This is a genomic window from Desulfitobacterium hafniense DCB-2 (assembly GCF_000021925.1).
Lineage (GTDB): Bacteria > Bacillota > Desulfitobacteriia > Desulfitobacteriales > Desulfitobacteriaceae > Desulfitobacterium > Desulfitobacterium hafniense.
On the sequence record NC_011830.1, the window covers coordinates 780324 to 794006 of the forward strand.

General features: G+C 47.0%; 14 protein-coding genes. 11 read left to right on the top strand and 3 right to left on the bottom strand.

The genetic code is table 11. The annotated features are described in order from the left end of the window. The first annotated feature begins 39 nt into the window (after positions 1-39). The 9 genes from DHAF_RS03520 to cobA all read left to right on the top strand — a co-directional run bounded on the left by DHAF_RS03520 (position 40) and on the right by cobA (position 8471). Entirely contained in the window at positions 40-1215 is a 1176-nt protein-coding gene (locus tag DHAF_RS03520; protein ID WP_015942953.1) for a 4Fe-4S binding protein, read from the top strand. A 35-nt stretch (positions 1216-1250) separates the two neighbouring features. Further along, positions 1251-1445: a hypothetical protein gene (locus DHAF_RS03525; RefSeq protein ID WP_015942954.1), complete on the top strand. Its 195-nt coding sequence runs from the start codon at positions 1251-1253 to the stop codon at positions 1443-1445. A gap of 125 nt (positions 1446-1570) precedes the next feature. After that, positions 1571-3223: a reductive dehalogenase gene (locus DHAF_RS03530; protein WP_015942955.1), complete on the top strand. Its 1653-nt coding sequence runs from the start codon at positions 1571-1573 to the stop codon at positions 3221-3223. A 15-nt stretch (positions 3224-3238) separates the two neighbouring features. Then, entirely contained in the window at positions 3239-3544 is a 306-nt protein-coding gene (locus DHAF_RS03535) for a hypothetical protein (protein ID WP_015942956.1), read from the top strand. A gap of 125 nt (positions 3545-3669) precedes the next feature. Next, positions 3670-4914 carry a 4Fe-4S binding protein gene (locus DHAF_RS03540; RefSeq protein ID WP_018307566.1) on the top strand — a complete coding sequence of 415 codons (1245 nt, stop codon included), beginning with the start codon at positions 3670-3672 and terminating at the stop codon, positions 4912-4914. After that, entirely contained in the window at positions 4893-5015 is a 123-nt protein-coding gene (locus DHAF_RS26530; RefSeq protein WP_018214242.1) for a hypothetical protein, read from the top strand. The genes DHAF_RS03540 and DHAF_RS26530 overlap by 22 nt, the downstream gene beginning before the upstream one ends. Positions 5016-5067: 52 nt before the next feature. Continuing rightward, positions 5068-6021 carry a trigger factor gene (locus DHAF_RS03545; RefSeq protein ID WP_015942958.1) on the top strand — a complete coding sequence of 318 codons (954 nt, stop codon included), beginning with the start codon at positions 5068-5070 and terminating at the stop codon, positions 6019-6021. A 22-nt stretch (positions 6022-6043) separates the two neighbouring features. Then, entirely contained in the window at positions 6044-6757 is a 714-nt protein-coding gene (locus DHAF_RS03550; RefSeq protein WP_015942959.1) for a Crp/Fnr family transcriptional regulator, read from the top strand. A 199-nt stretch (positions 6758-6956) separates the two neighbouring features. Next, the gene (cobA, locus tag DHAF_RS03555; protein WP_015942960.1) at positions 6957-8471 is read left to right on the top strand and encodes a uroporphyrinogen-III C-methyltransferase; all 1515 of its coding nucleotides are present in this window, start codon (positions 6957-6959) and stop codon (positions 8469-8471) included. Positions 8472-8480: 9 nt separating this feature from the next. Here the strand turns inward: cobA and DHAF_RS03560 are convergent, their stop codons facing one another. Continuing rightward, positions 8481-9182, bottom strand: coding sequence for a Crp/Fnr family transcriptional regulator (locus tag DHAF_RS03560; protein ID WP_015942961.1), 702 nt, complete (start codon positions 9180-9182; stop codon positions 8481-8483). A 251-nt stretch (positions 9183-9433) separates the two neighbouring features. Beyond that, positions 9434-9697 (bottom strand): cupin domain-containing protein, encoded by a 264-nt coding sequence (locus tag DHAF_RS03565; protein ID WP_015942962.1) that lies wholly within the window; start codon positions 9695-9697, stop codon positions 9434-9436. A 493-nt stretch (positions 9698-10190) separates the two neighbouring features. Between DHAF_RS03565 and DHAF_RS03570 the strand changes: the two genes are divergently transcribed. Next, entirely contained in the window at positions 10191-11375 is a 1185-nt protein-coding gene (locus DHAF_RS03570; RefSeq protein WP_015942963.1) for an MFS transporter, read from the top strand. 29 nt (positions 11376-11404) lie between these two features. Here DHAF_RS03570 and DHAF_RS03575 read toward each other — a convergent pair whose 3' ends face one another. Continuing rightward, the gene (locus DHAF_RS03575; protein ID WP_015942964.1) at positions 11405-12088 is read right to left on the bottom strand and encodes a Crp/Fnr family transcriptional regulator; all 684 of its coding nucleotides are present in this window, start codon (positions 12086-12088) and stop codon (positions 11405-11407) included. A gap of 348 nt (positions 12089-12436) precedes the next feature. Here DHAF_RS03575 and DHAF_RS03580 point away from each other — a divergent pair, with 348 nt between their 5' ends. Continuing rightward, positions 12437-13681 carry a (Fe-S)-binding protein gene (locus tag DHAF_RS03580; RefSeq protein WP_015942965.1) on the top strand — a complete coding sequence of 415 codons (1245 nt, stop codon included), beginning with the start codon at positions 12437-12439 and terminating at the stop codon, positions 13679-13681. The last annotated feature ends 2 nt before the right edge of the window (positions 13682-13683 follow it).

Here is a 13683-nt window from a genome sequence, read left to right on the forward strand (position 1 = left end):
TGCTGTACTAGTTTGTAGAAGTCTCTGGAGGAAGTAATCATGTTGAAGCGCGTTATGGTGGTTGTTGCAGTTGTCATGTTGATGGGGGTTTTGGTCTACGCCAATTTGACGGCAGAGAAGAATGAACTTATCTACTTGAAACAGATTTTGCCGCAAACAGATTTCGCAAAAACAAGTGACAGCCCGCCAATATTCAAAGCGGTTCAAAGCGATGGCAACAATTATTTTTTTGTCGTATTTGGTGAGGCCAACGGATATGGCGGTCCAATAAAGATGGCCACTGTAATCAATCAACTGGGAGAGATTCAACAGGTTGTGGTGGTGGAGAATCGAGAGACGCCCAGTTTTTTGAACAAAGTCTTAAAAGCAAACTATCTGGATCAGTTTAAGGGCAGAGAAGCCAATGCCCCCCTTGAACTGGGTGCGGACATTGATTCCGTCACAGGGGCTACAGTGAGTACCAGAGCTATCGCTGATGCCGTACGGCAGGGGAGCTATGAAGCAGCGGTAAGGCAACTCGGTTTAAATGTTCCGCAAAGGACCGAATCATGGCAGTTTGGGCTTGCCGAAGCTCTGGCAGTCCTTTTGTATCTGGCTGTATTGATGCTTGGTCTGGTATGGAAGAAGCCGCAAACCCGTTTGCTTACCTCACTGGTGTCCGTTGTTGTTTTAGGGTTCTGGCTGAAAATCCAAATTTCATTATCGTCTGTTTCAGGATTATTTCTGGGGTATTGGCCTGCTGTGCGCCCCAATATTGTTTGGTATGTGATCGTGATCGGCGGCCTCGGTATGGTGGTCTTTTCCGGACGCAATCTCTATTGCTATTGGCTGTGTCCCTTCGGAGGGGTGCAGGAATTAACAAGTATGCTTAAAAGTGAACCCCAACGGCGAAGAGTGGCCAACCCAATTCTGAAATTATTACCGAAAGTACTGCTGTGGTTTGGTTTGCTGCTGATCTTCTTTTTCCGGAACCCTGCGGTTGGCAGTTATGAACCGTTTGGAACCTTATTCGGACTCTCCGGGACGATTCTCAATTGGCTGTTATTGCTTGTAATTATCGTGGCATCTATCTTTATCTACAGGTTCTGGTGTGATTGCCTTTGTCCGGTGGGGGCGTTTCTGGAGATCTGTCTTAACATCAGGCGAAGGCTGGGGAAAGCTTTCAGGCACTTAGCTAAGCCGGCCTCCCCTGACCAGACGCCGGTCAAGCAGTAATTTCTATAGTGTAACAAAGTTGCGGGAGGTTTACTATGAGCACTCCTAAATTCAGTATTATGAGCTGTTTTTTTAGTATTGCGGCACTTTTCTTGATCGCTTTGATCATTGGGCAGAACATAGAGTCCAACATCACTATGGATTTAAGTTCCCAGAAAATCATCATGGAATCTCCCGCCCCTCCAGAACCTGAAACGCCGATAGATATGCATAACTTTACCGTGGAATGAACCAATACGTGTATGCCTTCACAAAATTAGCGGAACTGTATCACTGGATATAGGGGCAATACGTCTGAATAATTTACAATAAAGCAAAACCGTAAATTGTGCAGAATAAAGGGAGGTTAGACTACGTGAAGATGAATTTAGACAGGAGATCTTTTCTTAAAGCATCTCTGGTGAGCGTCGCGGCTGTTGCCGCTGCTTCGGCTGCGGCGGCCAAGGAAACCTTTGCCCCATTGACAGCTGAGGCCGCGGAGATAATCGCGCCGATCAGGGAGACCGCGGAATTTCCTTACCAAGTCGATCCCAAATACCAACGCCTGCCGGCGGAAAAGCTTGCCTACCTAAGAATGTTTGATCCGGAAGAGAACAAAGGCCCGATCAAGTTTCATTTTGACGATGTTTCCAAGATCACCGGTAAGAAGGATACGGGCAAGGACCTGCCCCTGCTTAACGCCGAATCTCTCGGCATTAAAGGGCGTCCGGCGACCCTTAGTGAAACAGGAGCCATTTTCTTCTCCCATCATGACGGCAGCGTCTTACCCCTGCGCGAAAAGGAAATGGGGTGGCGCGCCCTGGATATGGCCCTGGTGGTAGCGTCCTGGTCGGTGGAATATCACTACAACGGATTTACCGCCCCCGGCAGCGGTCCGGGCGGGGTGATTGCCCATTATCCGTTCAATCCCATGACCAATGAAACGGGAACGGAACCGGTGTTTCTGGCGGGAATGTATAGCTGGGATAATACCAAAGCCCGGGAAAGGCGGGAGCAAGGACGGCAATGGAAGTTCGAGTCGGTGGAAGAGGCCAGCCGGATTGTGAAAAAAGCCGCCCGCTTTTTGGGAGCGGATATGGCCGGCATTGCCCCTTATGACGATCGCTGGACGTTTTCAACCTGGTGCAGACCAAATCTGAAACCCTTTAAACTGCCTAATGGCAGAACGGAGTATTTTCCGACTGATCCTTTCAAACTGATGAAAGGAGAGGTGGAAGTTTACGGATCGACATCTGTGGAAGCGGATTGGGAAAAATATGCCGGCTTCACGCCCAAATCCGTCATTGCCATGACCTTCGAGATGGATTACGAAGCCTACCGCACAGCGCCGTCCGTTCTGCAAGGCGCGGCACCGGGCAAGTCCTACTCGAACATGGGAGAAGTGGCCTATAAGGTTGCCTCTTTTTTGAGAGAGATTGGCTACAATGCCGTTCCTTCTGGAAATGACACCGGGATGAGCGTGCCCATTGCCGTTCAGGCCGGTCTCGGCGAGGCCGGAAGATCAGGGCAGCTCATCACGCAAAAGTACGGGCCCAGAGTGCGGATCGCCAAAGTTTATACCGATTTGGAACTTGTTCCGGACAAGCCGATCAACATCGGCGCCCGGGAGTTCTGCCGCCTCTGCCTGAAATGTGCGGACGTCTGCCCGGCTCAGGCGATCTCCCATGTGAAAGACCCCTGGGTTTTGCAGCCTGAAGATTGCACCCCTTCGGAAAATCCCTATACGGAAAAATGGCAATTCGACTCCCAGCGCTGCCTCTCTTTCTTCGCTTATAACGGCGGGGACTGCGGGAGCTGTATCGCGGTCTGCTCCTGGAACAAAATCGATGCCTGGCAGCATGATGTGGCCAGAATTGCCACCCAAATTCCCTTGGTTCAAGATGCGGCCCGTAAGTTCGATGAGTGGTTTGGTTACAATGGCCCGGTTAATCCTGAAGAACGGATCGAATCCGGCTACATTGCCAACATGGTCAAAGATTTCTGGAAAGACACCGAGCCCACAAAGTAAAGGAGGAAAGCGGAAATGGAAATTGTCTTTATGTTCTTTGGTATGCTGATGCTTCTGATTCAATACGGCATTTGGCGTTATTCGAAAAGCAAGGGAAAAGACACAATTCCGATTCAGATTTGCGGTTTTTTAGCCAATTTCTTATTGATATTTACTTTGGCCTGGGGGTATGCCAGCCTGCTGGAACATGAATATCAGGCCGTGGCGATGGGGTTTGTCTTTTTTGGCGGATTGACTTTGATTCCCACCATCATCACCTACAGGCTATTGAATCCCTCGTTAAAAAAGACTAAAGATCGTTCTGAAACCCTCTCCACGTGACCAGGACTTGGCTAAACTGGAGAAATAACAATTTACTCAATAGGTACAGTCACTTGTCGCCTTGGCTATAAGTGGCTGACGTTCTTTGCTGCGTCATTTGCTTAAGACAAAGAAGGATGGAAATAATGGCTAAGAAGAAGAGAGACCTGGAGTTCTATTATCTGATAATCCTGTTTTTATCCGGGATGGGGGCTATTTTTTACAGTATTATTTGGGGCGATAAAACCATTGATTACGAGGCGGTGCTTCAGCAGAACCTCCCCGGCGTTACAGCCATTGAAAAAACCATAGGAACCCAACGGGCTTACAAAGTCGAGGCCGCAGGAGAAAAATATTATGCCGTTTGCGATTCGGCTGTAGGATATCAATCCCGGATTGAGGTCATGACTATCGTCGGTTCAGCCGGATCCGTGGTCAAGGCTGTGGTGACCAAACATGGCGAGACGCCCATCTTCTTTGAAAGACTTTATACCCAAAAACTGTTTGAACGGTTTGAGGGCCTTTCTGTCAGAGAGCCCATTTATTTGGGAGGAGCTTCCGGCTATTCCGGTGACCTGGACAACAGAGAAACGGATAATTACATTGATGCCATAACAGGTTCAACGCTTTCGTCTCACGCTGTTGCCGAGTCTGTCAACAAATCAACAGCTTATGTCGCTTCGCAATTCTTTAATACCCATTGGGATAATCCTTATGATCGTTTTCAATTTACTGTGAAGGACTTGGCGATGATGATGATTTATCTCATTGCACTTGCCGCAGCTTATCTCAAAAAGTTAGTCCGTTTCCGGCTTTGGCTGCTTCTGGCAAGCTTCGCTGTCATGGGCTTCTATGTGAAACGATTCATAGCAGTCAGCAATCTGTTCTCTTTGATTACCCTGCAAATCCCCAGGTTGACCGATCTGGGCTGGTACGTGCTGATCATTGGAGCGTTGGGCTTTATTGTTCTGCTCGGCAAGAACATGTATTGTGCGTGGATTTGCCCCTTCGGGGCAGTTCAGGAGGCTCTGAACAAAGTTTCCGGTTTTAAATCCTGGGGGATATCCCCGCAAACCATCAAGAGAATGAAGCTGGTTGCACCGACTCTTTTATGGCTGGCCGTGATGCTGGGCACTTTTTTAGGAGACTATGGAACCTTGGACTACCAGCCCTTCAGTGCGCTTTTCCTGTTTAAAGCAGTATGGGTCATGTGGTTAATGCTGCCGGTCTTTATCTTTATCAGCTTGTTTATCAGCCGGTTTTACTGTCAATTCTTCTGCCCCGTGGGCTTTTTGTTAACCTTGCTCAATCGTTGGCGGAATAAGGGAGTGAGAGCATGCCAGCAAATAAGGGTTCAAATGGGGAATCATTGGAAAAGCAGCAAAGGCTAAAGACCGGAGATCTGCTGTTTGCCGCCTTAATCCTGCTCCTTGGAGCAGCACACATTATCGTGATGCTTCAATCCGTGGGAATTATCCGGGCGGATCGCTGAAAAGCTTATCCAGGAGGAAACAGGACGTTGTCAACATGGAGGGCCTTGAAGAATGAGACAATTCGAACTTGGACCATACACAGGATTGAATGTTAAAAAATTTAATATCGCCGTTGAGGAAGACGAGTTTAACGGAGCTATGGCTTATGTCCGTGAATCGTTGACGGAAACCCGGATTGAAAAAGAGAATGACCCGGTTGAGCCGGGAGATTATGTCGTTGTTAATATTGAAGGGGAAGAAAATGGCATCCCCATCCCCAGTGTCAAACAAAAGAGTTTTAAGTTCAGGGTAGGCGATGAAAATGTGTTGGGGGATTTCTCAAGCAACCTATTAGGCAGGAAGAGAGGTCAAACCGTAACCTTTGACGTTGTCTTAAAACCTGTTTTGCTTGAATTTGCGGATTTATGGGGGCACCGGGTCACCTTTACGGTGGAGATTGTCAACGTATTTGCCCTGAAAGAGCCGGAATTAACGGATGAAGTGATCCGGAGGATTGAACCGGGAGTGAGTACGCTGCAGGAATTTAAAGAAGTATTGGCGGCGGAAATCACTCAGGAAAAAAAGACCAGAGCACAAGGGGCAAATATCGATCGAGTATTTCAGGCGATTGCCGGCCGGTGCAAGTATGAGTTTGACCCGGAGGTGTTAAATCAAGCGGCGGAAAACCTCTATCGCCAATTCGCGGAAGAGCTGAAAACCATTCACGGCGTGGAGCTGATCAATTACCTCATGTACAGGAAACTGTCCAGTGATGAGCTGCTCGCCGAGTGCAAACAGGAGTCGGCCAGGAAAATTCTCGGCGAAGCGATCATGGATGCTGTGATCCAAGCGGAAGGATTCCGGATTCCCGCCGAACGATTAGAGAAAGAACAAGAAAAGTTGGCGAAAAACCGGCAAGGCGATCAAGAGTTTGATTCGGTTGCAGCGTTAAAGAAAGCGGAGACGCAACTTCTGCGCAGAAAGGCCATGGAATTCCTCTTAGAGCAAAACTTGGCAAGAGAGTAATCCTTTTTCAGGAGGGAAGATTATGCTTATCTCCAACTCTCAAATGGATTTGCAGTGGATTGAACGGCCGGTCAGAGACATTGTGGTCAGACATACCTTAAGCAAAGGAACCAAAGTCAGGTTCAAGAAACGCACTGTTATTATTGAGGAAGGAAGTATAGTACAGCATGCCTATGTTATCTTTAAAGGGTGGGCGGCCTATTACTTAAGCAATCCCTGCGGGCAAGCGCGAATTGCCTCTTTAGTAGGGCCCCTGAGAAGCTTTGGCCTGGGTCCGGCTCTTGACCAGCTTCCGGTTAAGGTCAGCATCGTTGCTGTGGAAGATTGTGAAATGTATAGGGTTTCCCGGAGCGACTTGATTCAGGCAATGCAGGAGGACGTTAATTTTGGAATTGAAATGGTTTCGGTTGTCAACATGCGGGTGCGGTCGATTTTAGAGGGCGCTAATATTTTCTCATCATTGTCGACTCCGGAACAGAGATTGATTTATTATTTCATCTCATTGCTTCAATCCGAGGGAGTGAAAGAGGATGGGGAATGGTATGCACTGCCGGTAAACTTATGCCATGAACAAATAGGAGAGATCATCGATACCTCCAGGATCACGGTATGCCGCATGTTTAATCGATTTAAACAAACTGAGAAACTTAAGATGGAGCACAATCGGATCTATATTCATAAGAAATTTGTTGAAAATTATCTGAGAACTGAATTACTCTCTTCATTCCTGTTGTAAATACAACGTCATTTTTGTCTTTAATGTGCTATCGTTTAGCTTAGAAAGGCCTTATCAGGGAGTTCCCTTGTCAAAGCCAATGCACATATTACGGCGCAGAAGCAAGTCCAAAACCAGCATAAGCTGATAAGCTGCCGGCTTAGCCGCTGCCGGCGATATTCTCACGGAGATAAGATAAGCGAGAACAGGAGTGTTCATTTTGGCCAAAGGATACGTTTACTTAGTCGGAGCAGGTCCGGGGGAGCCCAAACTTTTGACCGTCAAAGGAGCGGAATGTATCGCCAGGGCGGATGTCTTAATTTACGACCGTCTGGCTTCACCGCGCCTGCTCAGTCTGGCCGGGCCGGACTGCGAAATGATTTATGTCGGTAAATCACCCGACCGGCATACCCTGCGGCAGGATGAAATCAATCAGCTGCTCGTGCAAAAGAGTTTAGCAGGCAAGGTCGTAACCCGTCTTAAGGGAGGGGATCCCTTTGTTTTTGGACGGGGAGGGGAGGAAGCGGAAGCTTTGCTGGCCGTGGGGATTCCTTTTGAAATCGTGCCTGGAATCACTTCGGCCATTGCTGTACCGGCTTATGCGGGAATCCCGGTGACGCACCGGGAGATGACATCTTCCTTCGCCGTGATTACCGGGCATGAGGATCCCGGAAAAAATGATTCGGCCATTGCCTGGGAGCATCTGGTGCCGGCCCACGGCACTCTGATCTTTTTGATGGGTATGGAGAATTTGTCTCTGATTGCCCAACGCTTGATCCAGCATGGGAAGAATCCGGCGACGCCGGTGGGGATCATCCAATGGGGGACGCGCCCGGAGCAGCGGACTCTGGTAGGCAGGCTGGACACTATTGCCTCCCTGGTTCAGGAACAGGGCTTTACGAATCCGGCCACGATAATTGTTGGTGAAGTGGTTTCTTTGCGGGAAAAGCTGCAATGGTTTGAGAAAAAGCCTTTGTTCGGTTCCCGGATTGTGGTCACCCGAGCCAGACACCAGGCCGGTGTTTTAGCGCAGGCCATTGAAGACTTGGGCGGTGAGCCTTGGGAATTTCCGGCTATTGAGATCAGGGAGCCCTCCGATCCCGAACTTCTCACCCGGGCTATGCAAGATCTCCGGCGCTTTAAGTGGCTGGTTTTTACCAGCGCCAATGGAGTGGAGAGATTTCTGAGCGGATTGAAAGATTCCGGGAAAGATATTCGTGATTTGAGCGGGATGGAAATCGTGGCTGTCGGACCCGTCACCCAGGCTGCCCTGGAGCAGCGGGGGTTGTGCGTTACTTGTATGCCGGAAGAATACCGGGCCGAGGGAATACTTGCAGAATTGACAGGCAGAATTCTGCCGGGAGAGGGTGTTTTACTGGCCCGGGCGGAGGAGGCCCGGGATGTACTGCCCCAATCTTTGCAGACTTTAGGCGCGGAGGTTTGGGATGTGCCCGTTTATAAGACGGTGAGCGGATCGGCCAATAAGGGCCTGTTAAAAAGCATGTTGGAAGATAAGCAAATTCAGGCGGTGACCTTTACCAGCTCATCCACTGTCCGCAATTTCTGCCGGCTGATTGACAATCAAACCGAGCTATTGGACGGGGTGAAGCTTTTTTCGATTGGCCCGCTTACCAGTGCGGCAGCCCGGGAATTGGGTTTGCCGATCCATAAAGAAGCCGCCAGGAGCACGATTGACGGCTTAGTCGCCGCGCTTGTGGAGGGTGCAAGGGGATGACCGTAACGATCAGGGGGATATCGGCAGGTTGTGTGCCTCTTCGGAACTCGATTTTGACAGCTTGAAATGATTCAAATGGAAGTTCAGGACGCCTTCCCGTTGAAGTTTGCACAACTCGTTCGACATGGCACTGCGATCCACACATAAGTAATCGGCCAGTTCCTGGCGGCTTAACGGAATATCAAACTCATTGACCCCCAGTTTTTTTGACTGGTCAAACAGATAAGCAAGCAACTTCTCTTGGGTTGTCCGCTTGGAGATGTGCTCGATTTTCTGATTGAGCAGAATGCTTTTGGAGGCCAGAGCTCTCATCATATTTTCGATCAACTTTTCGTGAGACCGACAAGCAGACGTGCAGGTAGAAATGATTTTCCGATAGTTTATCCAGAGTATCTCGCTTTCCGTCACACTGAGAACTGTGAAGGGCAGATTTGCTGTCTGGGTGCAGGCATAGGCCTCCGCAAACATTTCACCTGGCTCAATAAAGGCCATGATGTTGGCATTTCCTCTGAAATCTACTTTTACAACCTTGACTTTACCGGACAGCATGACTCCGACAGAATAAACTGACTGTCCCTCCCGCAGGATAACCTCCTGTTTTTTATAGCTGACTTTGCGGGCATTCAGATTGGTCAGCATTTCAGGCAATTCTGCCATCTGAATCCCTTTAAATAAGGACACCTGAGTTAAAAACGGCAATAGATCGTTCATAGTTTCCTCCCCATGTTGTAAAAACAACATATAGTTGCCTTTAATATAATACAATACAGTCCGGAAAAACAAGAGCATACTGAATACGACATTCGTATTGGCACCAAACGAATAGAAAAAGGTGAAAAACACCTGCCGCAAAAGAATGGGCAGGTGTTGGTGTGCATGATAAATAATTCAGCCGACCAGGAGTTGTCACTTTTTGGTCGGCTAACATCAATTAATGGTTTAAAGAGAATCGCCCGGCTTTCCTAGTTATTAATCACCGGGATGAGAAATGATAACACATCGATACATTCGTCAGACCGTATAGAGTGCATAGCTCCTGCAGGGGCAATAAATACCCCGCCTACCGCCAGGGCAACTTCAGAGTCTTCAAGAACCCCAACCCCCGAGCCGTTAAAACAATAAAAAACCTCAACTTGCTGGGGGTGCTTATGCATGGCTACTTTTCTTTCCTTGGGAACATGAAATACATTGATTTCTACCTGCTCTTTAAGCGTTTGTGAATCCATCAGGTCGCCTCTTTCCGACTTTAATTTGGTGAACCCTCTTTGGTTTCCTGACTGCACTATAGTATATCAAAGACAAAAACGCTGTTGTATTTACAACAGTAACAAAAGATTTACAGTAAGGCCGCCCATTATTCGAAAGGTCTCGGACAAAGGGGCAGCTTTTACATCTGCTCAAAAGTACTCACAATGGCTGCTTGAAAATTAAATAAGGATACCTGAATTAAAGCGATAATAAAATCTTTCACATCCTGTAAAACCTGTTGTAAATACAACGGAGTTTTTGCCTTTAGTAGATTATAGTTATCACAAGAACATAGAGATTGAAATTCTTTTGATTTTCTTTGTCATGTTCTCAATATGGGTGTTTGGACCGGAACAACAAACACCTATGTGAATAGTAATGCAATGTTCCGAACGTCGTGCTCAAGATGGGGGGTGATAGTTTAAAGAAATTTGGCAGGCGGATTAATAAAAAAGGAGATGAGATGATTCTATGAAAATGAAAAATTCCGGTTTTACATTGAAGTTGGCCATCAGTTCTGTTTCATTACTGGTAATGACGTACAGCTCGATTTCGGTTATTATGGCTGATTTGATCAAAGCGTTTCCCCATGTTGATCCTACAGTTGTACAAAGCGTTCTTACAATATCCGCGCTTGCCATTGTGTTCGGTACTTTGCTGACGGGCCTTACAGCGGAAATAGTCGGCAAACGAAAGCTGTTATTATTGGGTATTGCCTTGTATACATTAGGCGGGATAGGGCCGCTGTTCTTCAGCAGTTTTGCGTCTCTGATGGTTTCCAGGGCTGTTCTGGGTGCGGGAATCGGTATAATGAACCCCATTGCTACGACACTGATTGGCGACTTTTTTCAGGGTGGGGCAGACCGTGCGCAATTGGTTGGCTTTAAATCGACAGCCGGCGGTTTAGGTCAAACTATTTTTCCCATATTTATGGGGATTCTAGCTGTTTCGGGCTGGAGAAACGTATTCTGGGTATATCTGTTCGGATTGCTTATTCTTGCGGTTGTATATTTCTATATTCCCGAGCCGCCTAAACTCCAAGTAAATGGCGCAAAAGCCAAAGTGAAGGATTTTTATAAAATCAATTTCCCAGTCATCGCAATTTGCCTGTTTGTATTTTTTGCCTTTGTCGCACACATGGCAATCTTTACAAATACAGCAATTTTTATGGTCCAATCAGGTTTAGGCGATACCTCCTCGGCGACCGTTGCTATTGCCGTACTGTCCGCCGCTCATATGTTTATGTCACTTATCTTTAAATACTCCTTCCAGATATTTAAAAGATTTGTCGGCCCTATCGGTACAGTAATGCTTGGTGCGGGCTTATTGATTATGGCAAACGCTCAGAGTATGACCGCTGTCTCCATCGCCATGATCTGCATGGGCATCGGGGCGGGCACTTATATTCCCTATGCTTATGACCTGATAACAAATTTAGCACCGAATACTTCCAGAAGTTTTAGCATCTCTTTGATGCTGATCTGTTTAAATTTCGGAGGCTTCCTTTCTCCGTTCATTATGACATTTAGCGCTTCCGCATTTGGAAACAACACAAGCGGTTTTAAGATGTTAATAGCCGCTGTTATCTTCTTTGTGCTGACGGCTTGCACCCTGCTTTATGCAATAAGATCTCCTAAAGGGGCTGCCGAAAGATAGGAGTATTATAGCCTCTTACCTGCTTTTTGTTATAGCTGGGCTTCAGAGCTCGATTTGGAAAGTTTAAAATGATTCAAGTGGAAGTTCAGGACACCTTCCCGCTGAAGCTTGCATAATTCGTTCGACATGGCACTGCGATCAACACATAAGTAATCGGCCAGCTCCTGGCGGCTAAACGGAATTTCAAATTCATTGGACCCTGACTTCTTTGACTGGTCAAACAGATAGGTAAGTAACTTCTCTTGAGTCGTGCGCTTGGAGATGTGTTCAATTTTCTGATTGAGCAGAATGCTTTTGGAGGCCAGAGCTTTCATCATGTTTTCGATCAACTTTTCGTGAGACTCACAAGCGGATGTGCAGGTAGAAATGATTTTCCGATAGTCTATCCATAGTATCTTGGTTTCCATCACGCTGAGAACTGTGAAGGGCAGATTTGCTGTCTGGGTGCAGGCATAGGCTTCCGCAAACATTGCACCTGGCTCAATAAATGTCATGACGTTTGTGTTTCCTTTGAAGTCTTCCTTCACAACCTTGACTTTGCCGGACAGCATGATTCCGACAGAATGAACTGATTGTCCTTCCCGCAGGATAACATCGTTTTTTTTATAGCTGACTTTGCGGGCATTCAAACGGTTCAGCATTTTAGGTAATTCTTCCGTCTCAATCCCTTTAAATAAGGATACCTGAGCTAAAAACGGCAATAGATCGTTCATACTCTCCTCCTTATGTTGCAAGAATTACATAATATTTGCTTTTAATATAATACAATACAGTCTGGAAAAACAAGCAGATTAGTACCCGATCCCTTTTATTTGCCTAGTAAGTGCTCAATGGCAGTCTTAAAAATTAAATAAGGATACTTGAATTAAAGCGATCAATAAATCTTTCACACTCCTCCACCTTGTTGTAAATACAACGGCGTTTTTATCTTTAATAGATTATAGTTATCGTAAAAGGACATAACAATTGATTTTCTTTGTTATGTCCTTAATATGAAGGGTTTGAACCGGAACAATAAACATCTATGTGAATTGTAATGCAATCAAAAGGAGGGATTTTCAATGGGAGTTTTGGCAGACGTTTATGGAATGCTGAGCATGTGCAGCAAATGTGGTATCTGTCAGACAGCTTGCAAAACTTACAAGGTGGATGGTGCGGAGACCAAGGTTACCCGGGGAAGAATCCAACTGATTAAGGCAGTGGCCGAGGGTAAGCTTGAGCCTGACGAAAACTATGAGGATGCGATTATGAGCTGCCTGCTTTGCGGGGAATGTGCTGTCGCATGTCCAAGCAGGGTCAAAGGGAATGAACTTGTTCTGGCAGCACGCCGTGATTTTAAGCTCAGAAAAGGCATTCATCCTTTTGTTAAATCATTTGCCTTGAAAACATTGGCTAACCCTAAAAAATTGGAACGGGCATTCAAACTCTTCGGCGGCATGGGTAAAAATGTTCTGAGAAGAATTGATGGTGTGGATTACTTCCGCGGTGTCGATATCAAAGGCATGAATGTGGCTAAGGTGCCGTTCCTGGAACAGGTCCCGGAAAAAATCACGGTTCAGAACCCCAAGCATAAAGTTGCCTTTTACGTCGGCTGCTTCTTGAATTACTCCTTAGACCAAACGGCTCAGTCGGTTGTTAAAGTTCTAACCAAAAACGACTGTGAAGTGGTTATTCCCAAGGGCCAGGTCTGTTGCGGGCTTCCCCAATATGTCTATGGCGATTTCGAGACAGCAAAGGTCAATGCCCGCAAAACCATTGACAGTTTCCTTGCTAAAGACGTCGATACTATCGTAGTTGCCTGCGCCACTTGTGTAGCCATGCTGAAAGAGGATTATCCCAAGCTGTTTGCGGATGAACCGAATTATTTGCCTAAAGCTCAGCAATTCAGCGCTAAGGTTCTGGAATTCTCACAATTTGTTGCCAAGATCGGGATTGACCAATCCAAGCTTCATAATTCGCTTCCAGTGAAAGTAACCTATCACGATCCATGTCATATGGTGCGCGGCATTAAAGTGACCCAACAACCTCGCCAGCTGCTGAAAAGCTTGCCCAAAGTAGAGTATATCGAAATGAACGAAGCAAGCCGCTGCTGTGGAGCTTCCGGTTTGGTCCAGGCGTTCTATCATGAAATGTCCACCGATATTACCCGCCAGAAGACCCAAAATGTCAAGGACAGCGGCGTGGAAATTGTCGCCACCAGCTGTCCGGCCTGCATGATGCGGATCCAGGGCGGTATCAATATGGCGGGCCAGAACCAAAAAGTTATGCATGTTGCCGATCTGCTGGCAAAAGCATACGAAGGCTAAGG